The 24,837-nt window shown below is 53.2% G+C and carries 18 protein-coding genes; 4 read left to right on the forward strand and 14 right to left on the reverse strand.

The features are described 5' to 3' along the window. Window positions 1–183 precede the first annotated feature (183 nt). The 6 genes from J2X61_RS00270 to J2X61_RS00295 form a co-directional block, all read right to left on the reverse strand. A complete protein-coding gene (locus tag J2X61_RS00270) occupies window positions 184–1,266 on the reverse strand; it encodes a Gfo/Idh/MocA family protein (protein WP_274466429.1) in 1,083 nt (360 codons plus the stop codon). 23 nt (window positions 1,267–1,289) lie between these two features. Beyond that, a complete protein-coding gene (locus tag J2X61_RS00275; protein ID WP_274466430.1) occupies window positions 1,290–2,363 on the reverse strand; it encodes an NAD(P)-dependent alcohol dehydrogenase in 1,074 nt (357 codons plus the stop codon). A gap of 23 nt (window positions 2,364–2,386) precedes the next feature. Beyond that, the gene (locus J2X61_RS00280) at window positions 2,387–4,006 is read right to left on the reverse strand and encodes a response regulator transcription factor (protein WP_310184985.1); all 1,620 of its coding nucleotides are present in this window, start codon (window positions 4,004–4,006) and stop codon (window positions 2,387–2,389) included. A 190-nt stretch (window positions 4,007–4,196) separates the two neighbouring features. After that, window positions 4,197–5,942 (reverse strand): cache domain-containing sensor histidine kinase, encoded by a 1,746-nt coding sequence (locus J2X61_RS00285; protein ID WP_310185640.1) that lies wholly within the window; start codon window positions 5,940–5,942, stop codon window positions 4,197–4,199. Window positions 5,943–6,048: 106 nt separating this feature from the next. Next, complete coding sequence (locus tag J2X61_RS00290) at window positions 6,049–6,891, reverse strand: carbohydrate ABC transporter permease (protein WP_274466434.1); 843 nt, start codon at window positions 6,889–6,891, stop codon at window positions 6,049–6,051. Beyond that, on the reverse strand, window positions 6,888–7,850 hold the full coding sequence (locus tag J2X61_RS00295) for a carbohydrate ABC transporter permease (protein WP_274466435.1): 963 nt from the start codon (window positions 7,848–7,850) through the stop codon (window positions 6,888–6,890). The genes J2X61_RS00290 and J2X61_RS00295 overlap by 4 nt, the downstream gene beginning before the upstream one ends. A 406-nt stretch (window positions 7,851–8,256) precedes the next feature. On the opposite strand from J2X61_RS00295, the gene J2X61_RS00300 reads away from it, so the two are divergent. Then, window positions 8,257–8,931 carry a hypothetical protein gene (locus tag J2X61_RS00300; protein WP_310184986.1) on the forward strand — a complete coding sequence of 225 codons (675 nt, stop codon included), beginning with the start codon at window positions 8,257–8,259 and terminating at the stop codon, window positions 8,929–8,931. Between the two features lie 424 nt (window positions 8,932–9,355). Here the strand turns inward: J2X61_RS00300 and J2X61_RS00305 are convergent, their stop codons facing one another. The 3 genes from J2X61_RS00305 to J2X61_RS00315 all read right to left on the reverse strand — a co-directional run bounded on the left by J2X61_RS00305 (window position 9,356) and on the right by J2X61_RS00315 (window position 13,626). After that, the gene (locus tag J2X61_RS00305; RefSeq protein ID WP_310184988.1) at window positions 9,356–11,413 is read right to left on the reverse strand and encodes an alpha-glucuronidase family glycosyl hydrolase; all 2,058 of its coding nucleotides are present in this window, start codon (window positions 11,411–11,413) and stop codon (window positions 9,356–9,358) included. 39 nt (window positions 11,414–11,452) lie between these two features. Further along, the gene (locus J2X61_RS00310; RefSeq protein WP_379239632.1) at window positions 11,453–12,244 is read right to left on the reverse strand and encodes a Nif3-like dinuclear metal center hexameric protein; all 792 of its coding nucleotides are present in this window, start codon (window positions 12,242–12,244) and stop codon (window positions 11,453–11,455) included. A 65-nt stretch (window positions 12,245–12,309) separates the two neighbouring features. Continuing rightward, on the reverse strand, window positions 12,310–13,626 hold the full coding sequence (locus J2X61_RS00315) for an ABC transporter substrate-binding protein (RefSeq protein ID WP_310184989.1): 1,317 nt from the start codon (window positions 13,624–13,626) through the stop codon (window positions 12,310–12,312). Between the two features lie 262 nt (window positions 13,627–13,888). Here J2X61_RS00315 and J2X61_RS00320 point away from each other — a divergent pair, with 262 nt between their 5' ends. After that, complete coding sequence (locus J2X61_RS00320) at window positions 13,889–14,128, forward strand: AbrB/MazE/SpoVT family DNA-binding domain-containing protein (RefSeq protein WP_274467450.1); 240 nt, start codon at window positions 13,889–13,891, stop codon at window positions 14,126–14,128. A 66-nt stretch (window positions 14,129–14,194) separates the two neighbouring features. On the opposite strand, the gene J2X61_RS00325 is transcribed toward J2X61_RS00320, so the two are convergent. After that, complete coding sequence (locus J2X61_RS00325) at window positions 14,195–17,305, reverse strand: beta-galactosidase (RefSeq protein ID WP_310184991.1); 3,111 nt, start codon at window positions 17,303–17,305, stop codon at window positions 14,195–14,197. Window positions 17,306–17,527: 222 nt separating this feature from the next. Here J2X61_RS00325 and J2X61_RS00330 point away from each other — a divergent pair, with 222 nt between their 5' ends. Then, complete coding sequence (locus J2X61_RS00330; RefSeq protein ID WP_310184992.1) at window positions 17,528–18,583, forward strand: LacI family DNA-binding transcriptional regulator; 1,056 nt, start codon at window positions 17,528–17,530, stop codon at window positions 18,581–18,583. A 65-nt stretch (window positions 18,584–18,648) separates the two neighbouring features. On the opposite strand, the gene J2X61_RS00335 is transcribed toward J2X61_RS00330, so the two are convergent. The 4 genes from J2X61_RS00335 to J2X61_RS00350 form a co-directional block, all read right to left on the reverse strand. Next, window positions 18,649–18,915 (reverse strand): hypothetical protein, encoded by a 267-nt coding sequence (locus J2X61_RS00335; RefSeq protein WP_274466440.1) that lies wholly within the window; start codon window positions 18,913–18,915, stop codon window positions 18,649–18,651. 127 nt (window positions 18,916–19,042) lie between these two features. Next, window positions 19,043–19,609 (reverse strand): peroxiredoxin, encoded by a 567-nt coding sequence (locus tag J2X61_RS00340; RefSeq protein WP_310184994.1) that lies wholly within the window; start codon window positions 19,607–19,609, stop codon window positions 19,043–19,045. A 44-nt stretch (window positions 19,610–19,653) separates the two neighbouring features. Beyond that, window positions 19,654–19,893 (reverse strand): glutaredoxin family protein, encoded by a 240-nt coding sequence (locus tag J2X61_RS00345; protein WP_274466442.1) that lies wholly within the window; start codon window positions 19,891–19,893, stop codon window positions 19,654–19,656. Between the two features lie 29 nt (window positions 19,894–19,922). Beyond that, a complete protein-coding gene (locus tag J2X61_RS00350; RefSeq protein WP_310184996.1) occupies window positions 19,923–20,867 on the reverse strand; it encodes an NAD(P)/FAD-dependent oxidoreductase in 945 nt (314 codons plus the stop codon). Window positions 20,868–21,330: 463 nt separating this feature from the next. Here J2X61_RS00350 and J2X61_RS00355 point away from each other — a divergent pair, with 463 nt between their 5' ends. Further along, the gene (locus J2X61_RS00355; protein ID WP_310184998.1) at window positions 21,331–24,600 is read left to right on the forward strand and encodes an FIMAH domain-containing protein; all 3,270 of its coding nucleotides are present in this window, start codon (window positions 21,331–21,333) and stop codon (window positions 24,598–24,600) included. Window positions 24,601–24,837: the final 237 nt, after the last annotated feature.

A 24,837-nucleotide genomic window follows, 5' to 3' on the forward strand; every position in this document is an offset into this window, starting at 1 on the left:
AAATCAGGCCCAAAACAGGCAAATAACGATACTGGTGTCCGTTACACTTTCCAAGGGGCCCTTTTTCATCGAAAAAGGTCAACTGTGTCCGTTAACAAGGCACGGGACAACGGCCGGTTTCCCCCAAACCCCAAAATAATAAAAAGACCAATGCTATTCGCATCAGTCTTTGGGTTATGTACCTCATGAGGGTACCCAACATTGGGGCACCGATGTTACGGTTTCTCCGGTTGCAATAGCCTTCTCGATCATCATGCCGAGATAGTGATCCTGCGAAGCCTCCGCCAGACTATAGAAGCCGGGACCGCCGGCAGCATACTCAGCCATCTTCTGCATGCAGAAGGCAATGGCAATTTCGTCGTCGTATAATCTCGCCGGGGCAAACGGATTCTCATACACCCACTGCTCCCCGCATAGGATGCCCTTCAAATAGTAGCCTTCCGCGTTCTCCAGTTCGCCCCGGTTCATGCGTTTCAGCTCCATGCGCAGCTCTGCGCATGAATCCTGCTGAATCAGCACCCGGTTATCGAAAATCTCCCCGCGTTCGCCCCTGACGGACAAGTGATTGGAGCGCGTCCATGAACGATGCTGATCTTTCGTGAAATCGTAAATTCCCAGCCGGTCGCCGAAGTCGAGCCAAGCCAAATCCCGCTGTGAAGGGACGAGCTTATCTTCCGTCGGCGGACCGCTCCGCGTCGGGCCTTGAACCCACTCGGAGGCAAAGCGCATCGCTCGAATCCGAACGTCTTCATAGGTGATCCCCAGCATTTTGCGGATCAGAGAGACCCCATGATACAGATGCGAGATCGATACCGTCGTTTCGGTAATCCGGCCCAATCGGCCGGATTGAATGAGTGCCAGCCTTGCTTGCTGGACGGGATGGAAATGGTACTGCTCAGCAACCTGCACGCGCGCCCCGCGAAGCGTCAACCGCTCGTGCAGCAGCTGAAGTCCGCTTAAATCCGGAGCCGGCGGCGTTTCCAGCAGAACAGGAATATCCAGCTCGGCGAGCTTCAGCAGATAATCCAGGCTCTGTGCCGGAGAGACCGAAATGAGGACAAAATCAGGCCGTTCTTCAGCAAGCAGCCCTTCCAGGGTTCGGTACGTTGGCGTTCCCCAGGCAGCTTCCATCTCCCGCCCTTTCTCTTCATTCCTGACCACCATGCCGCTAACCTCGAATCGCTCAGGCAGCGCCTGAGCGATTCGCAGGAAATATTGCGCCCGAAAGCCGGCGCCGCCGATAATGCTGAATTTTACTGGTTTCAACGTACATCCCTCCCGATTGCATGTTACAGAACTTCGTTCGGATAGACCATAACTTTCAAGCTGCCGCTCTTATTATGAATCGCGCGTTCCAGCGCTTCCTGCGTCTGTTCGAGCGGGTAGCGGTCCGTCACGAGCGACATGGCGTCAATGCCGTCCCCGGCAAGAAATCCAATCCCTGTCGGGTACGTGTTCGCATACCGGAAAACGCCATAAATATCGATCTCATTATCCGCCATGAAGGGCACATTGAGCGGAATCTCATCCTGTGCCGGCAAGCCCACGATCACCAGCTTGCCTCCGCGGCGCAGCGAATAGAGCGCCGATTGCAAGGCACGCGGATTGCCGGCCGTCTCCCAAGCGGCATCCACGCCTTCACCATCCGTCAACTCCCGGATGCGCTGAACCGCGTCCGTCTCCTTGACGTTGATGACGTCTGTCGCCCCCATCCGTTTGGCTGCATCCAAACGAACCTGCTCCAAGTCGGTGGCGATGATCCGGCTTGCACCGAACGATTTGGCCGCAGCCACGGCCGTCAAGCCGACCGGTCCCATGCCCATGATAGCCACGGTCGAGCCCGCTTGCAGCTTGCAGCGCTTGGCTGCGTGAATGCCGACGGAGAAAGGCTCGACGAGAGACGCCGCCTCGAAGGACAGATGATCCGGGATCGGGAACACCATGTCCGCACGGATCGTCATATATTGAACGAAGGCGCCGTCTACCGGCGGCGTTGCGAGGAACTGCACATCCGGGCACAAGTTGTAGCGGCCTTCTTTGCAGGAGCGGCAATGCCCGCAAGTCACGCCGGGCTCGATGGCGACGCGGTCGCCGGGACGCACGTTCGTAACCGCCGCTCCCGCAGCCGCGATAACGCCCGCGCATTCGTGCCCGAGAATGATCGGCTTCTCCACCACGTAGCGGCCGATGCGGCCATTCTCGAAATAGTGGACATCGGACCCGCACACGCCGACCGCCATCACTTTGATCAGAACCTCATGGGGGCCAGGGACAGGCACCGGACGTTCTTCCAATACGATCGTGCCAGGCTTGGTCATCACGGCTGCTTTCATCGTTACGGGTAATTGTACTAGTTCGCTCATGCGCATGCTCTCTCCTTGTTTCGTCATTTGATAAGTTCCGTTGGGTTCATTCCGGTAAACTTCTTGAACAGCGTGCTGAAGTACGGCACGTTCTTATAACCGACCTGCTCCGCCACTTCGTAGACGAGCATGTTTCTTTCCAACAGCAGCTCTCTGGCCTTCTCGATGCGCACGCGCGTCAAGTACGTATTGAACGTCTCGCCTGTCATATTCTTAAAAATAATCGACAAGTGGTTGCGCGAGATATATACCTTGTCCGCCAAATCCGCAAGCGTCATATCTTCCGCATAATGCTCGTGGATATACTGCGTCATGAAATCGACCGCCTGCCTGTGCTTGCTGTTGCCTTTCCACTGCCTGCTGCTGAAAATCACGGATATTTTGGCCGTCAGCCATTCCTCCAGCTGCTGGGGCTGCGTCAGCCCGACCATTTCTTGGACAATCTGCTCGTTCGAGAAAATATCGTCCAACACCATGCCGACCTCATACAAGCAGTAGGCGAAAATTCCCCAAAGCTCGCCCGCCAGCATTTGCACATATTCGGGTGTAATGCCTTTTTGCTCCTTCAACTGCTTCATATATCCAGCAACCAGCTGCTGCGCTTGCGTTTCCTGCGATGCCTTCATCGCGCCGGCCAGCTCGAAATAAAACTTCGCCGGACGCATGACCAGCGTTCCCTGACCGGCCCCCGTCTCTTCGCTATAATTGAAGACTTCGTAAGCCGGCTCGACGCGGCGGTCCCGCAAGTCAATAGCCCGGAACGCTTCCTCGGTGGAGTCCGGCATCGCCGTCCACTCGGCTTTGGTGCCTCCGATGCCGATACGAATGACCAGCTTCAAGTAATTTTTGATACAGTCGATAAGTTTGACGCCAAGCTCCCCGAGGCTCCGATCCAGGTCTTCCTGCCGGCAGTCCGCCTCGGGATGCAGAATAAGCACAGCTCTCGTGCCATGGAGTTCTACATATTCAATGGCTTGGAACGATTCGCGGGCCACCTCGCAAGCGATGTTGCTGATTGCGAAGCGGAACAAGTTCCAATCCGGCAGCGAAAGACGGCTCGACCGAACGTCGCGGATCAGTTCGATCCCGACGACCACATGCTTGCGTCCGCACCAGAAACGGTATGGCTGCGGCAGTCTGTCCTCGCTCCGATAAGATCTGTCCAGCGTTCCGGCAACCGCCGATTTCACCCATTCCTTCTCGATAAAAGGCTCGTAAAGCATCAATATCTGCTGAAGCTCGTCCTGCTTGATACGCTTCTCTTCCTCGTCCATCAACTCTTCGATGGCTTTGCCGAGAATGGATTTCAACGTAGGAACGGAGATCGGCTTGGATAAATAATCGCTGACATTATGGCGAAGCGCCTGCCTCGCATGCTCGAAATCGGAATATCCGCTCAGAATAATGATTTTACCGCCAAAGCCTTCCCGCCTAAGCTGTTCGATCATATCAAGACCGCTCATCACCGGCATATAAATATCTGTAATGACAATGTCCGGCGCGGCTCTCCGAATCAGTTCCAGCCCTTCCTGTCCGTTCAAGGCTTCCCCGACCCATTCGGCTTCCAGCTCGTCCCAGGGAATGGCTCTCTTCATCCCTTGAAGCACTTGGCGTTCATCGTCAATGATCGCGATTTTCCACACAACGCTTACCTCCTAAACTTCAACCTTGTGAACCGTCTGCACAGCATATAACTTCGGCCCGGAACAGAAGCTGTTCCAGGCTTGAGTGACGTTATTGGAAATGTCTACAACTATCCTATCAATCCTTGCGCTTGCGCGGTAGAAGACAGATGCACGATTCTTTATAAAATACACCGAACTATGCCGCATCCTACAACGGGTCGTTCACTGGAGGCACTTCGAGCATAGGCAGTCTGATCAAGACCCGGGTACCTCCCTCTTCCCGCTCCATCAGCGTAACGCCATAGCCGCCTCCGAAATACCCGGCGATTCGTTCTTTGACATTGCGGATGCCATATCCGCCTGTTTTGCGCTTATGCTGCTTGTCCACAGCCTGCTGCAGGCCGATTCCATTATCGTCTATCGTGATGTGAAGGCTGCTGTCTGCAAGCGCGAGGCGGATGTCGATCCTGCCTTGACTGCGCATGTTAAACCCGTGAACGATCGCATTCTCGACGAAAGGCTGCAGCGTGAGCTTGGGAATGAACAGCTTCCGAATGTCGGGGGACGCTTCCACGGTGTAGTCAAGCCCCGTTCGCCATCGCAGCTGTTGAATTTCCAGATAGCTCTCGATATGCATGAGCTCCTCTTCGATCGTGATGAAGGCAGCCCCGTTGGAGAGACCGATCCGGAACATGCGTCCCATGAGCTCCAGAATGCGGCTGATCTCATCCTGCCCCGCTTCAATCGCCATCCAATTCAGCTGGTCCAATGTATTATAGAGGAAATGCGGATTGATGTTGGCTTGCAGCGCCTCAATTTCCGCCTTGCGCTGCTGTTCGTACCTGCGCTGCAGGGAGAGATACAATTCCTCAATCCGCTCATTTTGCTTGCGGTAGCCGGAGAACAAATAGCCGAACTCGTTCTCATAGTCATGGGGAAGCTCTACGTTGTTGCCCCCAACGGAATAGACGCCCATGGCGCTTACGAGTTTTTTGATCGGCTTCGTGAACTGTCTGCTCAGAATATGAGTGAGAATGAGCGTGAGCAGCACCGCGGCGATCCCGATAAGGCCGATTACTTCGGCCAATCGAAAACTCCCCGCCGTAATCTGCTGCCAAGGTGTAATTTCGACGAGTGTCCAATTCGAATCAACCAGCTTGGAGTACACGAGCAGGGAGTCGACGGTCTCGCCGCTGCCCTGGATGCGAATATACCCCGATTGCTTCTGCTTGGCATCGCTGCCGATCCAGTTGGAGAGCTCGTTATGGTCGGGAATTCGGCCGATCTTCAGAAACTGTTCTCCTCTGGAGTCGATCATCAGCCGGTTCGATTCGGTGGAATGCCCGGTCAGCAGGGCCCTGATCTGGTCCGCCTTCACATGAATGACGAGCACGCCTAAGTATTTGTCGTCGTACACAATTTTGCGGGCAAAGCTAAGAACCGGCACATCGCCCTGAAAGCTTGGGATGAGATGCTCAATCGACCATGTGAAATCGTTACCGGTGAGCAGCTGCGCAAAGGATTGATTGTTCAAATCCGCGATGTCCCGGAACTGGATGTAGCTTTTGGCATCGCCTTGCAGGGGGCGGTTCATATAGAGATCAATCCCCTGGATGAGCGGGATCGAATACGTCAAATTCGCCAACGCCTTCTCCACGCTCATCGATCTCCTGTACCGGTCGAACTCATCCTGCTTGCTGGTTAAGAAAGTAATCAATTCATTATCGCGGGATGTGGAGAGCGAGATTTGCTCGATGGTCACAAGCCTTGTACTAATCTCATTATTCAGTTCGTCGAGCAGCTTCTGCTGGTATTGAAACGTCGTTTGCACAAGCTCTTTGGAGGAGATGCTGTAGCTGGCCCAGACGCTGCAAGCCAGTACGACGACAATGAGCCCGGCGAAGCTGCGGAAGAACAGGTGGTCGATTCTAAATTTTTTGAAAGGATTCTTCATGCTTGATAGCACTCCCGTAAACGTTGCGATTAGGCGAAAGAAACGGTAAAACAACGTAATCTGACGCTGCTCTACCGCTCTGGACATGCTTTATTTGTTTTTCATCTTATCCTTTAATACCTGTCGTTGCAATCCCTTCAACAAAGTACTTCTGCAGGAACATGAAGACCAGCGTCGCAGGCACGATAGATACGAGCGACATGGCGAGCAACTGTCCCCATTCTTGACCGGTTTGCGAATCGTTAATCATCCGCAGCGCGAGCCCGACCGTATATTTATCAACCGAGTTAATGTACAGCAAGTGCCCGAGGAAATCGTCCCAGTTCCATAGGAAGCAGAAAATCATGACGGTCACAATCGCCGGCTTCGTTAGCGGCATCACGATCCGCCAATAAATGCCGAACCAGGAGCAGCCGTCCATTTTCGCAGATTCGTCCAGCTCTTTGGGGATGCCGCGCACGAATTGGATGAGCAGGAAGACGAAGAACGTACCGCCTGCACCGCTGGCGAGCAGATGAGGCACGATAAACGGCAGATACGTATTCACCCAGCCCAACTGGTGGAACATCGCATACTGCGGAATGATGAGCACCTGCCCCGGAAGCATCAGCGTGACCATGAGCAGGGAGAACCAGAGGTTTTTTAGCGGAAAATCCAGTCTGCCGAAGCCGAACGCAACCAGCGTGCTGGAGATTAGCGTTACCGCAAGGACGGCAATTTCAAGTCCGAACGTGTTGAGATAAAAATCCGTGAACGAATGCCCGGGAACCGAGTTCCACCCGTTAACGAAGTTGCTCCACTGCGGAGACGATGGGAATAAGTTCGGCGAACTCAGCTCGCTGTTGGATTTCAAGGATGCCCCGACCCACCAAAGGACCGGATAGGCCATCAGTATACTGAAGGCGATCATGAACAGATGACGGACTGCTTGGCTCCATTTGAAGGTCATTTGCTTTTCTTGCCTCCCGTATCAGTCTCGTAAAATACCCAGTACTTCGATGTCCCGGCGATAATGGCTGCTACAATGACAATCATCACCAGCATAATCCACGCCAATGCCGAAGAATAACCGAGTTGGTAGCGGCTGAAAGCCCGCTCGTACAAATATAAAGCATAAACGTACGTCGAGTTCATCGGTCCGCCGTTCGTGATTACGTAAGCGGAGGTGAACATTTGGAACGCGTTGATGACGCCCATAATGAGATTAAAATATAGCGTCGGCGAAAGCATCGGCAGCGTAATTTTGAAAAACTGCACGAACTTGTTCGCCCCGTCCACACCGGACGCTTCATATAGATCATTCGGAATTTGCTTCAGTCCTGCGAGGAAGATGACCATCGACGAACCGAACTGCCAAACCGTCAGTAGAATGAGCGTCCAAAGCGCCGTGCTCGGATTCGTGATCCAGCCGATCCCTTGGATGCCGAATTTGGCCAAAATTTCGTTGAAAATTCCGTCCACTCCGAAAATGTTCCGCCACAGCAAGGAAACGGCAATGCTGCCGCCGATCAACGACGGGAAATAAATTGCCGTGCGGTAGGCGGAGATCCCTCTCATCGCCTTATTGAGCAGCAGGGCTACTCCCAGTGCTGCAGCCAGCTTCAGCGGCACAGAGGCGATGACGTAGTAGAACGTGATTTTCACCGATTGCAGGAACTTGGCGTCAGCCGTGAAAATGCGTTCATAGTTACGGAAACCGACCCAATGGATCGATTCCATCAGCGTATAGTCAGTAAAAGAATAGTACAAAGATAAAAACATCGGGTACGCGGTAAGCCCGAAAAATCCGAGCAGCCACGGCAAAATAAATAAATATCCCGCGATGGGCGCGTCCCAGCGTTTCAGGAATGTGCGGCGTTTCTTAGTGCCCGCAGCGGCTTGCACGGCAACGGCTGTGGAACGATTCATGTAGCTTCACCTCTGCAGTTAGTCTAGTAACTTGATATAGTTCAAGTATAAAGGTTGCGGCAGAGGGACTAAATGAGAGGAATCATCGAATTCTTTCAAAATATCCCGAAAAAGCGGGTTACCGCGCACCGCTCCCTGCATCTTTTCACTATACGGTGGCCGCGGCGTGTGCGTGCGGTGAACCTAACCCGGACAATTGGCTGCACTTTTCGCCATGCCGGTGACCGCAGATTGAACCATAAGTAAGGATTTGACTCCTTCCTCCCGGACAGCCTTTTCCCCAACAGTTAAGCTGGTACTGGAATAGTCGGAGAGTTTATAATGAATAGTGACGAAGAACGTCCCTTTCCATGCCGGTTGCGTGGATATGGGGCGTTTTCTACTTTTATTGAGGGAGTTGACATTGATGATGACGTTTGAAGAAGCACATGCCGCTTTTATCCATCAACATACGGAAAAGAGATCGGCCGAGCGCAAAGGCAGACTGGAGAGGGGTCACCGGCACGGTGAAAAACTGTTTCTAAGCAACGTATGGTGGCCGCTGCAGAGCAGCTTCCAAGATCTCCATCCGGAGTACGAAGTACTAGATTGGCGGGGACGACCCTATTTTGCCGATTTCGCTTGGCTGCCGGGATTTGTTAAGTTGGTCATCGAAATCAAAGGCTTCGGCACCCATGTGCGCGACATGGATCGGCCTAACTATTGCAGGGAATTAAATCGCGAGACGTTTCTCCACGCCGTCGGCTTCCATGTCATATCCTTCGCTTACGATGACGTTGAGCAGCGACCTGAACTTTGCATCACCTTGCTGCGTATGGTCCTGAGCAAATATATATCGGGCGCCGGACCTATACCGCGTATTTTGTTCACCGAAAAAGAAATCATCCGCCTTGCTATACATCGAGCTCAATCCATCCGTCCGAAGGATGTGGAGCTTCATCTCGAAGTCGATCACAAGACGGCCATCCTCCTATTGAAGCGCATGTGCGCTAAAGGCTTGTTATCTCCTGTCTATGGGGAAAGTAAAGTTAGAATTGTCCGATATGAACTGACTCGGGAGGCGATCGATTATTTATTTTGATCCTTTGCCTTGTCTCGGATCACCGTAACTGGAATTTCTCCTGTTAAATTGTCGAAATCCTCCTCACGCCACAGTCACAACTGGAATTTCTCCTGCTAATTTCGCCAAAATTGCCACATTTGTTCAACTAGTGTTGATTTTAACTGGAGGTATTCCAGTTATTCGTTCTTTTAGGGAGTTGGGTGGCGGAATAACGGGAGTTTTTCCATGTATAGGCTGGCTGGGGGAAGGGGCGGCCGGTGAGCTAAGGGGCATCAGAGGATGTTGGCATCCATGCAACAAAACAACCCCATTGCTACTTTCAACGAAAGCAGCAGTGGGGTTGTTTTTTCACTACCTTAACATAGGTTGTTTTCTCGCAATAATCTCATATAGGTGCTTTTGCTGCATTCGCTACCCTATAGGCATTTTAACTGCTGAACACCTAATAAATCTTTCTTCCCAAAGCATCGGCAATGCCGCTTTTACGGAAGAAATAGGTGTTAATCATGTCGCGCCACTCCCGAGCATGCGAAGCCTGCTCCGCAAGCCGGTCCGCGACCTGCTTGTGCAGCCCCTCGCCCATAAGGCCCTCGAGGCTCGCCCATCTCGCAACCAGCTGCTCCGCCTGCTGGACTCCCTCGAAATGAGTGTTATAAATATGCTGAATCACCGTTTGGCCGGAATGCAGCACATGCGTATATGGCACGTGATGGAAGAACAGCAGCAGCTCATCCGGGCAGCTTGCCACCGACTCGTACATGTCGGAGTTCGCCCCTTCGTACTGCGCGGCATACCCTGTACCGGTGGCCTTCGTCCGGTCGACACCGATGCCATGGCAATCCGCGAAGTGGTACGTGCCCCACTTCGAATATTCATAGCCATCCACGTTCGGTCCGTAGTGATGGTCCGGATTCACCATCCAGCCCACGCCGAGCGGCGACGTGTAAGCTTCATAGATGCTCCAAGAATCCATGAGCATACTCAGCACAACGCTGACGAGCTGCTCATTCCCGCCGAACGTCAGACGAATCCATTCCTCCGCAATCGCTTCTGCGGACAGCTCCGGATTCCATGCCAATCGGCCGTACCCGTACAAGTTTGCCTGCGCCAGCAGGTGTCCCGTCCAATTCTCATCGTTCCCGATATTGGACACAGCGGCAAAGCCGCTGTACCGGTTGCCATGCAGAGAGCCGTCAACGATCCGTTTAATGCTGGACCCTTCGCCCTTCGCATACGTCTCGAAGTCCAGCACCTCTTTCCACTGCGGCACGAGGTAGCACAAGTGGCGCTGCTGGCCGGTATATTCCTGGGTGATCTGGAATTCGATCATTTGGTTCGTAGTTTCCATAGCTCCGATCAACGGAGACACCGGCTCGCGTACTTGGAAGTCCATCGGGCCGTTCTTCACCTGCAGAATGACATTGTCCAGGAATCGGCCGTCCAGCGGCTTGAAGTGATCATACGCCGCCCGCGCCCGGTCTGTCGCTCGGTCGCGCCAGTCCTGCTTGCAGTTGTATACAAAGCAGCGCCAAATAACAATGCCGCCGTACGGTGCCAACGCCTCTGCCAGCATGTTCGAGCCGTCCGCATGATCGCGGTCATACGTGAACGGCCCCGGCCGATTCTCCGAATCGGCCTTCACCAGGAAGCCGCCGAAGTCCGGAATGGCCGCATACACTTCCGCCGCTTTGCCCTTCCACCATTCGCACACGGCAGGGTCCAACGGGTCGGCCGTCGATAAGCCGCCGATTTCGAGCGGACTCGCATAGTTAATGCTCAAAAACAGCTTGATGCCGTACGCGCGGAACACCGCGGCGACTTTGGCGACATCCGGCAGATACTCCCCGGTTAGAAACATCGTTTCCCATTTATGCACATTCACATTGTTGATGGAAATCGCATTAATCCCGGAGGAAGCCAGCAGCCTCGCATAATCACGAATCCGCGTCAAATCCGAAGTAATACGGTTATTCTCATAGAAAATCGACTTACCGGCGTAGCCCCGCTCGATACTCCCATCGATATTATCCCATTGATTGATCATCCGCAGTTGGTTAACCGGATTCTCGACTATGTCCAAGCCGGTCACCGGCTGCCCCGTACTGAACAGACGCAGCAAATGAAAAGCTCCGTACAAAACGCCGGAAGCCGCGGACGCTCCGATTACGATATGGCCGCCGTCCTCAACCGTCTTAATAGCAAAACCTTCAGGTCCGACAGCCAAACGGCGTTCTTCCCCGAATGCCGAATCGACAAGCTCATTTCCGCTGCCGAACGTGCCCAAGGCGATAGCCGGATGCCCCTCGGCGTTCGACGCCACGGCAATTTCCGTGCCCAATAGCTTTCCGATGCCGCGAGTTAATTCTTCTGCCGCCGTACGAATGACTTCATGCTGTTCCGTACAAACTATACGGCTGTACAGCGGGAATTGCCCCCCTGACAGGGGAGGATATTCAAGCCAGGCATTATAGCCGGTCTGATTCACATTGCGTTCACTCATAACATAATCGTCCTCTCCAAAGGTATGAAAATAATGCCGTTATAACGAATGAAAGACAGGTTGTTCTTCCAAATAATGAACAGGCAAATCCGGGAACCTGGCCGCCAGCCGATCAGCCAAATAGCGCATACCGGACGCTTCGCTTTCCGCATGCCCCAGCATAATCAGCGCCTTACGCCCCCCTTGCTGCACGGCATCCCGCACATATTCCGGCGTCTCCCACTCCGGCCCTTCACCCGCGAGAATGACATCGACCCCATCCTGATAGAGGGGAATGGCCATCCCGCCTCCGCCTCTGTAGCCCGCAAGCAGACCGACGCGCGTGCAGGTCATGTTCAAATCCCCGGCAACCCGGACGTAAGAGAGGTTCAGCTTGCTTTTGACATACTCGGCCAGCGCTTTCACCGTCATAGCAGGCACTGCAGCCAATGCTGCGGCCGGTCTGTTCTCCGTTATATGAGGCTGCCATTCCAACGCTTCAATTAAGCCCTCCATAATGCCATCCGGGCGATACCGGTGCCAATAATCGTGAAACCGGAAGACGGCAATGCCCGATTGTTCGATCAGCCTAACCTTCTCGAGATACACCGGGTCGTTCGCGAGGAACTGGGTCTGATCATGATGATGATAAAAAGGAGCTTCATGCGCAATCAGCAAATTCGCCCCTCTCGCAATGGCCTGCCGAATCACCTCATAAGTCGGCATGAAGGCGGTTGCGATCCCTTTCACTTCAGCAGAAGGGTCCCCGAATTTTAACGTATCTACCGTTACATCCAGCTTTCCGACCGGCTCAATCAAGTGGTCTACGATATCCTGAATTCGAATCGTCACAGCCATCCGCTCCTCCTTATAAAAGGCAAGAGCCGGAACAGGCATGTCCCGGACTCCATTGTGCCTTATTTCTCGTAAGCTTGCGCAGCTACCTTCAATTGTTCGAAGGCTTTCTCCGGCGTTGTTTTCCCGAAGCTGAGCTGATCGCGGATAAGCGGCCAGTCTTTATCGATGTAGTTCGTCCAGCCCTTCACGCCTGGATTCCACGTTTGGCCGTCTTTCTCCGTCGCGTGCAGGAGAGCCGAACCGATTTTGTCGACATCGCTCATGCTGGATTCCAAGGAGGCGGCAATCTCTTTGTTAACCGGCAAACCGCGTACCGTAGTCAAAAGTTTCGCAGCTTCCGGATCGTTCACGAACCAATCCACGAATTTCTTGGCTTCTTCGGCTTTCTTGGATGTCGCAGAAACGCCCAAGTACAACGAAGGCTTCAACCATCCGCCCGCTTCCACGCTGCGCGGCATTGTGACAAGCGCGTACGCGCCTTTTTTCAAGCTGTCCCAAGAACCATAGTTACTGGAGAAGCCCATGCGGAACAAAATTTTGCCGTTTACCATCAAGTCCATTTTCGGATCAAACTCTTTGTCCGAGGAGTTCACGTCAGCCGGAGGCACGATTCCCGCTTTGCGGAGCTCCTCGAAATTGCGCGTCCACTCCAGGAAAGAAGCTTGGTCGACATTGAATTTACCGTCTGCCGATACGACCATGCCTTTGCCTTTGGCATATTGGTAAGCCGAATAAGCGAAATAATCCCCTGCATAATCTTTTGTGAAGTATTGTCCTTCCGGCAGCTTCGTTTTCGCTTCTTTGGCAAGGGCGAAGAAGTCATCCCATGTCCAGCCGTTTTGCGGCGCCTTCAGACCAAGCTTGTCCATCGCCGCTTTGTCATAAATCATCCCGTAAGCAACGGAGCCTAGCGGCATGGCATATTGCTTCCCACCGGCCTGCCCCCCGGACAGCACTTTGGCATCGATCTTCTCCACATTGACACCTGTCAGCGGAGCCAATTGATTGCGGCCTGCCCAATCGGAAATCCAGCCCGGATCCAGCTGCATAATATCAGGCGCGTTATTCGCCGCCGCTTGTGTGGACAGCTTGTCCAAATAACCGTCAATACCGGAGTACTCGGGCTCGAACGTAACGTTCGGGTGCTTCTCCGTGTACAGCTTCAGTGCGGCAAGCGTCGCCTCGTGACGAACCGTTGCCCCCCACCACATAATGCGCAGCTTAACCGGCTCATTCGAAGCCGCTGCCGTTGCCGGTGCTGTTGTGTTATTCGGTGCTGCATTGCTATTTGTATTGCCGCCATTCGCACAGGCTACCAATGATCCTGCTAACGCGGTCGCTAATACGACGCCTAGAGAACGCTTCCATTTCATCATCGTGTGTAATCCCCCTATTTCGTCATTGATGTCTTGCTTACGTCTATAGTACCAATAGCGGGCAGCCGTTTATATAAGAGAGATGCACGATTTATTTTAAATTAATCCGAAAATAGTTGTCTTCATTATAGGAAACTCGATGGCCGTATGCAAAATTTATACAAATACATGCAAGTAAATAAAAGGAATTCCAGTCCAAATGTGGAATACTAGTATCTATCAAACAGATCGATTCCATTCATACGGTTATAGGAGGATGTAAATCATGAGATCAACAGGGATTGTTAGAAAAGTAGATGAGTTGGGACGTATTGTCCTGCCGATTGAATTGCGGCGAACACTTCACATCGATATCGGCGATGCCATCGAGGTTTATGTCGACCCGGAGCGCATTACCCTCAAAAAGTATATGCCCGCATGCGTTTTTTGCGGTAATTTCGAGAATATGACGTATTTCAAAGGTAAAATGGTCTGCAGCTCTTGCATCGATGAAATCGTGTAAATTCATAAAAGCCTCCGAACACGATGCCGGCTCCCGCCGGCGCTCAGGTTCAGAGGCTTTTCGCTATTATTTCACGTCGATATGAACTTGATGAGGCCTGTAAACGGCTGTCAAAGCGCCTTCGCTATCTGCCGCAAACATCACGGTCCGTTCCGCTTCCAGCTCGAATGTATAGATTCGGCCCGTGTCGGGATCCTTCACTTCAAGCTCCGTATCTGCGCTATACTCCGAGACGAAAATGTATAAGGCACCCTGGTGAAAGTTTAGCTTGCGCCCATAAATGCCCGGCAGCTCTCCGCCTTTCAGCCAGCTCAATTCCTCTTTCAAGCCCGCTTCCGCAAGCGCATATTGATAGAGCGCTTCAAGCGATGCGCTTCGTTCATTCAATTCAACCGGCAGCGGACACCAGATGAGCTGCCCTTTGCCAAGCGCATAACGGGTTACTTCATTAAACCGGGAGCTTCCGCCGCCAACGGGGATTTCTTTGTTCACCTGGGCAATGCGCGCCCCGCCGAACGAAACCGGATGCAGCTTGCCGTCCAGCAGCATCATCTCTTCCCGCAGCACGTTGCTGAGTACCGTCTCCCCCACAATATCCGCTAAGCGCGTCACCGGCGTCCAGTATTCGTTAAGACCGAGAGGACCTGTGAACAACAGCGTTCCGCCATTCTCGCGCACATGCCCGGTCAACTTCGCCAAGGCCTCGTCGCTAAAATTGTGAGCGCTTGGGACGATAATCAGCTTAGGATGATCTTGCTCCAACGCGTCCAAGTGATATTCCCCCATGCCGCGGAAAGGTACGTTGAGCGCATACGCAAGCGCACGCGTTAGCTTGGCTGTCGCCTCCCCGGCCAGCTTTCTCGTAGAGAAATCGTTGGCATACGGGAATACCGCTACGACCTCCTCCAGCTTCCGCCCCTTGAACAGATCGCGAATGCCGCCCATGAAAGCGCCGAAATCGTAAGAGACGTCGGCCTCCGGCTTCTCAGTGCCGTCCGCCCGCAGCGCTCCGATATGCGATTCATTAATATTGTTCATATAGAAATTAATATTCCATATCCATTGCACGGCGCCCGCTCCGCCCGTAGAGAACGCATATGCATATTTCCGCTCCAAAATGTTACGCAGCTCCAGCTCCGATCGCTTGGCGCGGCCGTCGGCCGTTTCGACGTACATGATGCCCGTTTCTTGAATGAGACTCGGCTTGTTGGGCGCTTTGCCGAAAATGCCGTCCCAGACGAGCTGATCCATCAGCCACCAGGTATGTACCGTCGTATAGTCCACCGCTTCCTCATAGAAGAACGGCGACGGGCGCTGAGCCCCCAACCCTTCATCCTGGCCGACGGTGGCCAGATGCGCCGGATTGATGCTGCGAATCGTCGAAATCAGCTCCCGCGCCCAGCGATTATGCATATCCATCGTGAAATACGTGTAATCGAGCCACGGCCCGCCCTTTTTCTCCAGCGTTTCCGTCGTTTTCATGTTCATTTCGGCAGCGTCCGGCAAGCGCGCGCTTCGGAAATCCGGCAGCTCGTCCGGCGTCATATTCCAGTGCTCCTGCAACTTGCGGATATTGCCATGGCGGTTCTCCAGCCAGACAGCGAAAGCCTCCTGCTCGAACCGGTCATGCGCGGATTGCGGGCCGGCGAACGGCTTCTGCGGATTAAACATCGAAGGCTCATTGATCAAATCCCAATGGACATTCGTCGTTTCCTTATGCCGTGAGACGATCGAGGAAATAAACCGTTTCTGGGCTTCCACACTGCGCGGATCCAGGTAGGGATTCACCCCTTCCCACAGCTCAGGCGTGAAGGCGAAGAAGTTGAACGTGACTTCCATTCCATGCCTTTTGCATGTGAGAATGAAAGCGTCTATGGCACGCAGCACCTCTTCGTAAGGATGCCCGTCGATGAACATGACCTGCCGCCAAGCCGACCAGATCCCTGTCCGCAGCAAATTGATGCCCGCCTTGGCCATCTGCGCAATATCCCGGTCCCAGACGGCAACATTCGGCATGAACAGAAACTTCCTCGCGACATCGCTCGTCATGTAAGTCATGCCGACGATCGGAAGCGGACGCCCGTCCTTGATGAAATAATCGCGATCACAAGTAAGCGGCGTACCTTGGCGGAGCAATTCGCCATCGTTGCCCCAGAAGCCTTGCTGCAGCGCACGCGTTTCGCCCGTATTGGAAGCAGCCGTGCAGACAGCCGTGTAATAGCCTGGCTCCAGATCTGCCGGTACATTGAGCTTCCGGTAGGTCAATTCGCGAGAAGCGTCCATGGCAAAGCTTGTCGACCATAGCGGCTCCGAAGCCCCGTCCTTCTTCACGGTCACTGAGAATGTCCACGAGGTATTATCCGATATACGGTTTTCCCGGCGATTCGGCAGCGTTTGCAATTGCACCGTCAGCGCCGCGCGATCGCCGGGGTCGTAGCAAGCATAGTTCGGCTTGAACCATATTTCGGTTACGCCCCGCGCCGTGAAGGCAGCCAACTCCGTCAGCAGCTCCGCGCCGCCTTGCGACCAGAAGTGGCCGTTCGTCACGAGGTTGGCGAAAATCCAGCGGCCTCCCGCGAAATCCCCCTTCGTATTCTCCAGAAGCACGACCGGCGCCGCCACCTCACGGCCTTCCGGGGAGATGCCTTTCAACAGCGGCAGAAGGTGCGCATCCATCGGACCGCTGGAGCCGATCTGCCCCGGATGATCATCCGAGCGCGTAACGTGCAAGGCCATACCGACCGTCGGCTGGATGCTGAACAGCCCTTCCTTGCCCGCAAGTAGCGGCAGTTCCGGATGAGCGGCATAGCGCGCGATCGGAGCCGGATCGACGGTGAGCACCTCATGAATTTGCAAGAGCTGGTGATAAGCCGTCTGCTCCGTCTCCTCGATCCAGCCGGTGCCGCTCAAGTACACAGGCGTGCGGAACGGTGCGCTCCCGATATGGATCAGCCCTTTGCCCTCCTTCACATGCGCCATGAGCGCTCCCCATGCCGCTTTGGGGAAATAGCGGCCATGCAGATGCAGCAGCGTATCCGCTCCTTGCCGCAAAGCCGCTTCAAGCTCCTCCGCCCCAACGATGCGGCCGGCTTGCCGAAGTGCCTGCAAGCTGTCGCTGTCCGGCCGGGTTCCTTCATACGGAAATCCGGCATCGTAGAAAATAAGACACGTACTCATATTGGTCAACCTCCAAAACGATAATTTGTTTTTGTTTGTTTTGTTAGCCTAACATATTATTTTCATCCCATACTTTACTGATTCGATGGTGATCCGTCAATTGATTTTTCCAAGAAGTAAGTTCACTTGCTCAAACATTGACAACTCCCCTCCTATCATCAACAATATAGCTTGTTAGTTTCGTTATGTAATCATCTAATATTCCCATGGAGCTGGTACGCTTTGAGCAAAAAAGTATCGATGCAGCAAATCGCCGACCGCCTCGGCTTGTCCAAATATACCGTGTCCCAAGCGCTTTCCGGCAAATCCGGTGTCAGCGAAGAGAACCGGCTGCGAATTCAAGAGACCGCCAAAGCCATGGGCTACCTCATCCAAACGGCCCCGTCTCAGCCGGCCTCTCAAGCGGATGCACATGCGCAGCAATCTCGCGAGCACGGTCATCCTCCTTACATCCTGGTTTGGATTCAAGCTATGTACCAACAGGATAATCCGTTCTGGGGGAAGGTTCTCGCCGGCATCGGCGCAGCCAGCAAGGAGCTGGGCTACGAGCATCTGATCATTCCCGTTCCGGCGCATCATCAAGAGCATTTGAAGATCCCTTCCTACGTGAATCCCGATCATTGCGCAGGTCATTTGCTGGCGGGAACGTTTCCCCCTAGCTCCGTCATCTCGCTCAAGCAAACAGGGATACCGCTCGTCTTAATCGATCATTCCGAACCGCTGGTGGATGTGGATTGCGTGCTGAATAACAATTTGGATTCCGGCAAAATGGCCTGCCAGCGCCTGTTATCCGCAGGCGCCAGACGGCTCCTGTTCATAGGCGACGATACATTCGCCGTAAGCTTCAAGGAGCGCTATTGGGGCTGCCGCCATGCGATGGAAGATTTCGCTGCATCGGGCGAGGATTGTTCCTTGAAGAAATGGAACGTCCCTTATCACCCTCAGCAAATCGTTCCCTTCCTCGAACGCAAAGCAGCTGCCCTAACCGCTGAGAACCTGCCGGACGGCATCATCTGTGCGAACGATCATTTGGCGCTGGAGCTTATGCACATCTTGAGGCGTACCGGTATCAACATCCCAGGTCAAGTGAAAGTTATCGGCATCGACAACATCGAAACTTCCGCATATGCGCACCCGCCGCTCAGCACCATTGAGCTGGCGAAGGAATCGCTCGGTATCCGGGCCGTGGAAACGCTGCTGTACAGGTTGAAGCATCCGGGGAGACAGACCGAGAAAATCATCCTCTCCTCGCGTCTCATTGCCCGCGAATCGGGTTAAAACAAATAAGGCGTACAGCCGCGCTCGGATAGAGCCGCTGTACGCCTTATTCCTGTATGAAGAGCTTACAATCGAGAGAGCAGGATGGAGATAAGAATGCCTGCGATGGAAATCCAAAATAAGTACGAGCGCAGCACCCGCTTCAGGCTCTTATCCTGACGGTCCATGACCGCTTTCTTCCGGGCGGAGCTGTCGCTCATCTCTCCCTCCATCTCGTCTGTCACTTGCGAGCGCCAATTCACAAATTGAAAGCCGATGCCGCTGACGACAACGGAAATCATAAGTAAAATCAAAGAACCCATAAATAACTTGTCCGATAAGGACTGCATCATCGATCTAACCTTTCTGCCTTCGCCTCATTTGCTTCTCTATTATACTGCAAATGCGGGCTTGAATACAGAATAAACCCCGGTCCGCGAGTGGCGCGCGAACCGGGGCTTGCTGCTTCTATCTTTGAACTTATAGCGTTTTGTCGCCTGGCTTCCAGTTCGCCGGGCAAAGACCGCCTGCTTGCAGAGCTTGCAGCACGCGCAGCGTCTCGTCGACGGAGCGGCCTACGTTCATATCGGTCACAACCTGGTAGCGCAGCACGCCGTCCGGATCGATGATGAACAAGCCGCGGTGAGCCGCGCCGGTTGCATCGTCCAGCACACCGTAAGCGCGGGCCGTTTCTTTGGAGAAGTCGCTGACGAGCGGGAACTTCACAGGACCGATGCCGTTCTGGTCGCGCGGCGTTTGTGTCCACGCTCTGTGCGTGTACACGCTGTCGACGGAAGCTCCGACGATTTCGCAATCCAAATCAAGGAACTCCTCATAGTGATCGCTGAACGCTGTAATTTCAGTCGGACATACGAACGTGAAATCGAATGGCCAGAAGAAGAGCACAAGCCATTTGCCTCTATAATCCTCGAGGGAAATTTTCTCTTCCAAGGTCTCCATGTTTTTCGTGGACAGCAGGGAAAAATTAGGGGCTGGCAGCCCTATTTTCGCAAATGATGGTACAGATTGAACGGTTGATTGTGTCATGATGGTCTCCTCCTGATGTATGTTTGGTTGGTCAACGTGTTAAATTAAGCTGTAACTTCGGCCAAAGCTTTCTTCAGCTTCGTGACGTTCAGTCCCAGAATTTTGTGTTCGCCAATCACCGTTACCGGCAAAGACATGAGGCCCATGTCGTGCAGCTCTTGGCCGTATTGATCGTTCAAGTCGATGTTTCTTTCTTCATACGCCACTTGCTGATCGGTTAAGTATTTTTTCAACTGCTGGCAATAAGGGCAATTCGTGCTGGAATAAACGATAACATTAGACATCGATCATCTCTCCTTAGAATAGGTTGAAATTATTTGTATTGAGGGATCATTTGAGCCCTTTTATTAATAAATTTGTCGACGGCCATTGCCGCGATCGCTCCATCGGCTGCAGCAACGACGGCTTGTTTCACAGGGGTGCGTCTTACTTCTCCGGCTCCGAATACGCCAGGAACCGATGATTGCATGGAAGCATCCAGAATCATAAAGCCATCCTCATCAAGCGGCACTTGATCCTGCAGGAAGTCCGTGCCCGGTTTACTGCCAGACAAGAAAACGAAAAGGCCATCGACCTTAAGCACTTCCTCGCTGCCGGCGCCTGTCCGAATTCGCAGTCCCTCCACCTGATTGTCGCCCAGAACTTCAAGCGGCTTGGCTTTGTAAAACATTTCCGTTCCCGGCAGCTCCGGCATATGGTGAACACCTTGCAGCTCCGGACGCGGCACGACGAAATATATTTTATCCGTGAATTTGCTAAGGGCTTGCGCCTCTTCCAACGCTTCTTCCGAATCGCCGATAACGGCTACCGTCTTGCCTTCGAAGAAGGCTCCGTCACACGTTGCGCATGTACTTACCCCGCGTCCGAGCAAATTTTCTTCGCCTGGCAGCATCCGGTTCCGTCCTTTGGAGCCTGTTGCAACGATGACCGATTTGCCTTCATAAATCCCGTCAGCGGTGAAAATGACCTTCGTTTCATCCTCCACATCGACAGCTGTTATCGTCGTCTGAATAAACTCCGCCCCGAAGCCTTTCGCCTGCTCACGCATCGTATCGAGCAAATCCTTACCCGACATCTCGCCCGGTACACCCGGATAGTTAGCAATTTTGTGTGTGATAGCGAGCGCCCCATTGTTCGGCGATTTGTCGATCACAAGTGTTTTCAAGTTTCCTCTTGCTGTATAAATGGCTGCGGAAGCACCTGCTGGTCCGGCTCCAATAATAATGACATCGTACATAGGCTGCACCCTTTCATCCATATCAACTGCTTGTCCACTGATAATCCATATCAGTTAATAATGATTATAAATAAGGGGTGGGCTGAAGTCAATACTTTTTTATAATTATTATAAATAAGGAGAGAGGGAGGCAGAGGAAGAAGCCTGCAAACCAACATGCCGGATTCTTTTTTTTATACTTAAAAAGCCGGCTTACTCCCGCAATTACTGTTCTCTATACATTCTCGCAATCTTCCAGATGTTTTACGCTACCTAATAACACATCCGGCTGCAAAGTTCAATCAACCAGTCCTCCCTGGCATCAACCAATCCAATAATCGCCTTCAAATCCATAAAATGTGCACTCCATGGTTTTATGATTGGTTGCCTCTTCGTGAAAGCGCTCTCTATACTGAAACTTGCGGGCACCCATCATTTCAGTCAAAAGGAGGACGGACAAGCGCATCGCCAAACGATCCAATACAGATTCATAAGGAGGCAGTCAATGAAGCGTTATTTGGCACTGATGTTAATTATGGTTATGGCATTATCGTTGTTTCCGCTGAGCATGCCGACCGCACAAGCTAACAACTCCCTGCTCCCGGCTTTCCCAGGGGCTGAGGGCTTCGGTTATGCAGCTGCAGGGGGCCGCGGCGGCGAAGTTTATCACGTCACAAGCTATGAGCTTACGGGTCCCGGTACTTTTCATGATGCGCTCATGACGGCCGGCAGCACGCCTCGCACGATCGTTTTCGACATATCCGGAGAGATTACGATCCCACAGATTGTCGTGACGAACAAATCTCATATTACGATCGCAGGCCAGACGGCACCGGGAGACGGCGTCACCATCCGGGGAAATAATATCCGGTTCATCGATTCCAACGATATTGTCATTCGGTACTTACGCTTTCGCATGGGGAAATTAAACGTTAACGACGATACGATGTATTTTGAAGACTGTCAGAACGTCATCATCGACCACTCCACTTTCTCATGGGGGACGGACGAGGTGCTTTCTATCAAAAGCAAGGACTACGAGAATCCGCGCTCCAAAAATATTACCGTCCAATGGTCCATCATCTCGGAAGGACTGCTCACCCATTCGATGGGCGGCTTGATCGAAATGAATACGATCACGATGCACCACAACCTGTATGCCCACAACAACGATCGAAATCCGAAAACGAAAGGCCAAATCGACTTCGTGAACAATATCGTCTACAACTGGGGCGGCTTCCCTTATGTAGCAGGCGGCGAATCCGGGACGAAGGGCTATGGGAATGTGGTCGGAAACTATTTTATCGCCGGCAGGAATTCAGCGGATCCCGAATACGCCGTCGTTCGCGGCAACGAGAACTATCAGGTGTATCTCCACAACAACCGGATAGACAGCAACAAGAACGGCCGACTGGACGGGACAGACACCGGCACAGGCATCATCGAAGCGGAGAAGCCGAGCGTTGTCATGCCGGAACGCTTCGAATACCCACTCGTTAACACGCAAGCTCCGGAAGAAGCCTATGCGTCCATATTGGATCACGCGGGTTCATCCCTCGTACGCGATGCGGTGGATACGCGAGTAACGAACAGTGTGAGAAATCAGACCGGCGTTATTATCGGAGATGAGCAGGATATGGGCGGCTTTCCGCCGATCAAGAGGGACACAGCGCCCGCCGATCAAGACCGGGACGGCATGCCCGATGCATGGGAGCTTGCGAATGGGCTGAATCCGGGAGATGCCGAGGATCGGAACGGCGATCTAAATGGGGACGGTTATACCAATCTCGAGGCATATTTGAATGAGCTTGCGGCTCCCGGCTTCCCTGCTCACTACCCAATGAAGCCGCCGGTATGGTCCGGTCCTCCATTTACGCCGCCGGTCGTCGAGCCGGAACCTGAACCGGAGCCGGAACCGGCACCCAGCATCGATGGAGCCATGCTCCGCAATGTGGTGATCAACGACAATAGCTCCAGCGGCAGCGCCAACGAAGCGAACTGGTCGGTGCAAAGCAATCTGCAGCTGGGGGACGTTGTATTCGGAGACCGCATGACCGGCAGCAAGATCTATAAGTTCTTGTCGATGCCGGAGCATTTAAAAGGTCAGGAATGGATACGTACGGCCGTCGCCTCGAGAAGCGCGACGAATGACGATTTGGTGTCCTTCTATTTATCTGCAGATGCCGATGTGTATGTCGCTTACGATGCCCGAATTACGACAGAGCCTGAGTGGTTGACGTCTGCCTATGAGCTTACGGGAGAGACAATTGCAGACAGCCAGCCTGTTGAGTACAAGCTCTATAAGAAGCGGTTCACTGCAGGCGAGCATGTGGTGATGGGCTCGAATAACAACACGTCGAAATGTCCGTATTTTATTATCCTGAAGCCGGTCAATCCGGGAGCTGAGCCCCCGGCAGCCGCTCCATCCGACCTGGCCGGCGTGCTGACAAGCGCCTCAGCCGTGCAGCTGAATTGGCTGCCTGTGAATGGAGCGGACGCTTACCTCATCTACCGTTCCTCCTCCAAGGAGCCTGTATGGAAAGCAATGGCCGGCACCGAATCTGCGGCGTATACAGATACGGCTGTGGAGCAAGGTGTCACTTACCGTTATCAAGTATCCGCCTTGAACGCCGGAGGGGAATCTCCGCTATCACGCGCGGTGGAGATTTTTACCTTTGACGCATCGCAGCCTGCACCTGCAGCGCCTTCGAATCTTAGCGTAACGGCGGCAAGAAGCCTTTCCGTCGAGCTGGAATGGGCGCCTGTAGCAGGCGCGCTCAGCTATAGTCTCTATCGGGCGACTGAACCCGACGGAAATTACAGTAAAATCGGCACGGTCGCAGGCGCCGTATATGCGGATAGAACGGTGAGTCCCTCCACCTCCTATACGTATAAAGTGACGGCAACCGGGATTGGCGGCGAATCCGCAGCCTCCGGCATCATCACGGCAACCACCAAAGCACCTCTGATTATGCCCGAAACGCCTGCGGGACTGGCGTCCGGACAGGTTTCGACTTCCTCGTTTGCTATCCAATGGCAAGCATCAGCGGGCGCGGAAAGCTACAACATTTACAGAAAGGCAGATGGTGAGGAGACATACGCTCTAATTGGCAACAGCGCCTCATCTGCCTATGTCGATGACAGCGTCAATATTAGCAGCACAGGGTACCTGTATAAGGTTTCCTCGGTTAACGAAAGAGGCGAATCGGCGCAAACGTCCGAGTTGCGGATCGCTATGCCGGTGCCTGCCACTCCTTCCGATCTGACGGTCGGACTGGTGGGCGATACATTCGTCGGGCTCATCTGGACTTCCCATGGCGGGGAAACCCAAGTCAACGTCTACCGGGAAGCCAATGGTGTAGTCGAAAATCTAGGATACGCCAAGGTCCATACGTATTACGACCGTACGGCCGTGCCTGGCGTTCAATACGTATATTACATCAAAGCCGCGAACGCAGCCGGAGAATCCGAAGCGTCCAATCGCATTACGGTTACACCGGGGCTGATGACCGTATTGGAAACCTATACGGATCAGTTCTTAAGAACCGGCGGCCTGACGGGTCCTCTTGCTTCCCAGTTATCGAACACTCTGAAGCAAGTAAAGCATCATCTGGATAAGAATATGGATCAGCAAGCGATCAAGTTTTTAGAAAAATATCTCGAATTGCTTGGCAAAAATAAGACGCAACAGCAGGAGCATATTTCGAGCGAAGCTGAGTTCACTTTGAGCTATTATGCCGAATTATTCTTGAAACAATTGAAAAAACAGGCATAAGGTTCTAAAGCTTCCATAGCAAAAGAGAGGTCACCTATCGAAGGTAGATCGATTATCCTTCGAGGGCGGCCTCCGCTGTTCCTCGAACTTCTAACGGAAATAGCAGCTCTTATTCGCTGAATTTGCGTTGTTGTTGATGAGTTACGCGCGCGAATCCCGGGCGTGAGCTGTTTCGCCTGTCAACGTATTAAGTCGCAACCTAACCTCCACCCGGTTTCTTTATGACCCGGACGGCAC

This window comes from Bacillus sp. 3255 (assembly GCF_031456485.1).
Taxonomy (GTDB): Bacteria; Bacillota; Bacilli; order Paenibacillales; family NBRC-103111; genus Paenibacillus_E.

Excerpts from the sequence above, each read along its gene's own strand:
- J2X61_RS00315 (WP_310184989.1), bottom strand. The coding sequence starts at position 13,626 with ATGATGAAATGGAAGCGTTCTCTAGGCGTCGTATTAGCGACCGCGTTA.
- J2X61_RS00335 (WP_274466440.1), bottom strand. The coding sequence starts at position 18,915 with ATGATGCAGTCCTTATCGGACAAGTTATTTATGGGTTCTTTGATTTTA.
- J2X61_RS00290 (WP_274466434.1), bottom strand. The coding sequence starts at position 6,891 with ATGACCTTCAAATGGAGCCAAGCAGTCCGTCATCTGTTCATGATCGCC.
- J2X61_RS00355 (WP_310184998.1), top strand. The coding sequence starts at position 21,331 with ATGAAGCGTTATTTGGCACTGATGTTAATTATGGTTATGGCATTATCG.
- J2X61_RS00305 (WP_310184988.1), bottom strand. The coding sequence starts at position 11,413 with ATGAGTGAACGCAATGTGAATCAGACCGGCTATAATGCCTGGCTTGAA.
- J2X61_RS00295 (WP_274466435.1), bottom strand. The coding sequence starts at position 7,850 with ATGAATCGTTCCACAGCCGTTGCCGTGCAAGCCGCTGCGGGCACTAAG.
- J2X61_RS00350 (WP_310184996.1), bottom strand. The coding sequence starts at position 20,867 with ATGGATGAAAGGGTGCAGCCTATGTACGATGTCATTATTATTGGAGCC.
- J2X61_RS00300 (WP_310184986.1), top strand. The coding sequence starts at position 8,257 with ATGATGACGTTTGAAGAAGCACATGCCGCTTTTATCCATCAACATACG.
- J2X61_RS00285 (WP_310185640.1), bottom strand. The coding sequence starts at position 5,942 with ATGAAGAATCCTTTCAAAAAATTTAGAATCGACCACCTGTTCTTCCGC.
- J2X61_RS00345 (WP_274466442.1), bottom strand. The coding sequence starts at position 19,893 with ATGTCTAATGTTATCGTTTATTCCAGCACGAATTGCCCTTATTGCCAG.
- J2X61_RS00275 (WP_274466430.1), bottom strand. The coding sequence starts at position 2,363 with ATGAGCGAACTAGTACAATTACCCGTAACGATGAAAGCAGCCGTGATG.
- J2X61_RS00325 (WP_310184991.1), bottom strand. The coding sequence starts at position 17,305 with ATGAGTACGTGTCTTATTTTCTACGATGCCGGATTTCCGTATGAAGGA.
- J2X61_RS00340 (WP_310184994.1), bottom strand. The coding sequence starts at position 19,609 with ATGACACAATCAACCGTTCAATCTGTACCATCATTTGCGAAAATAGGG.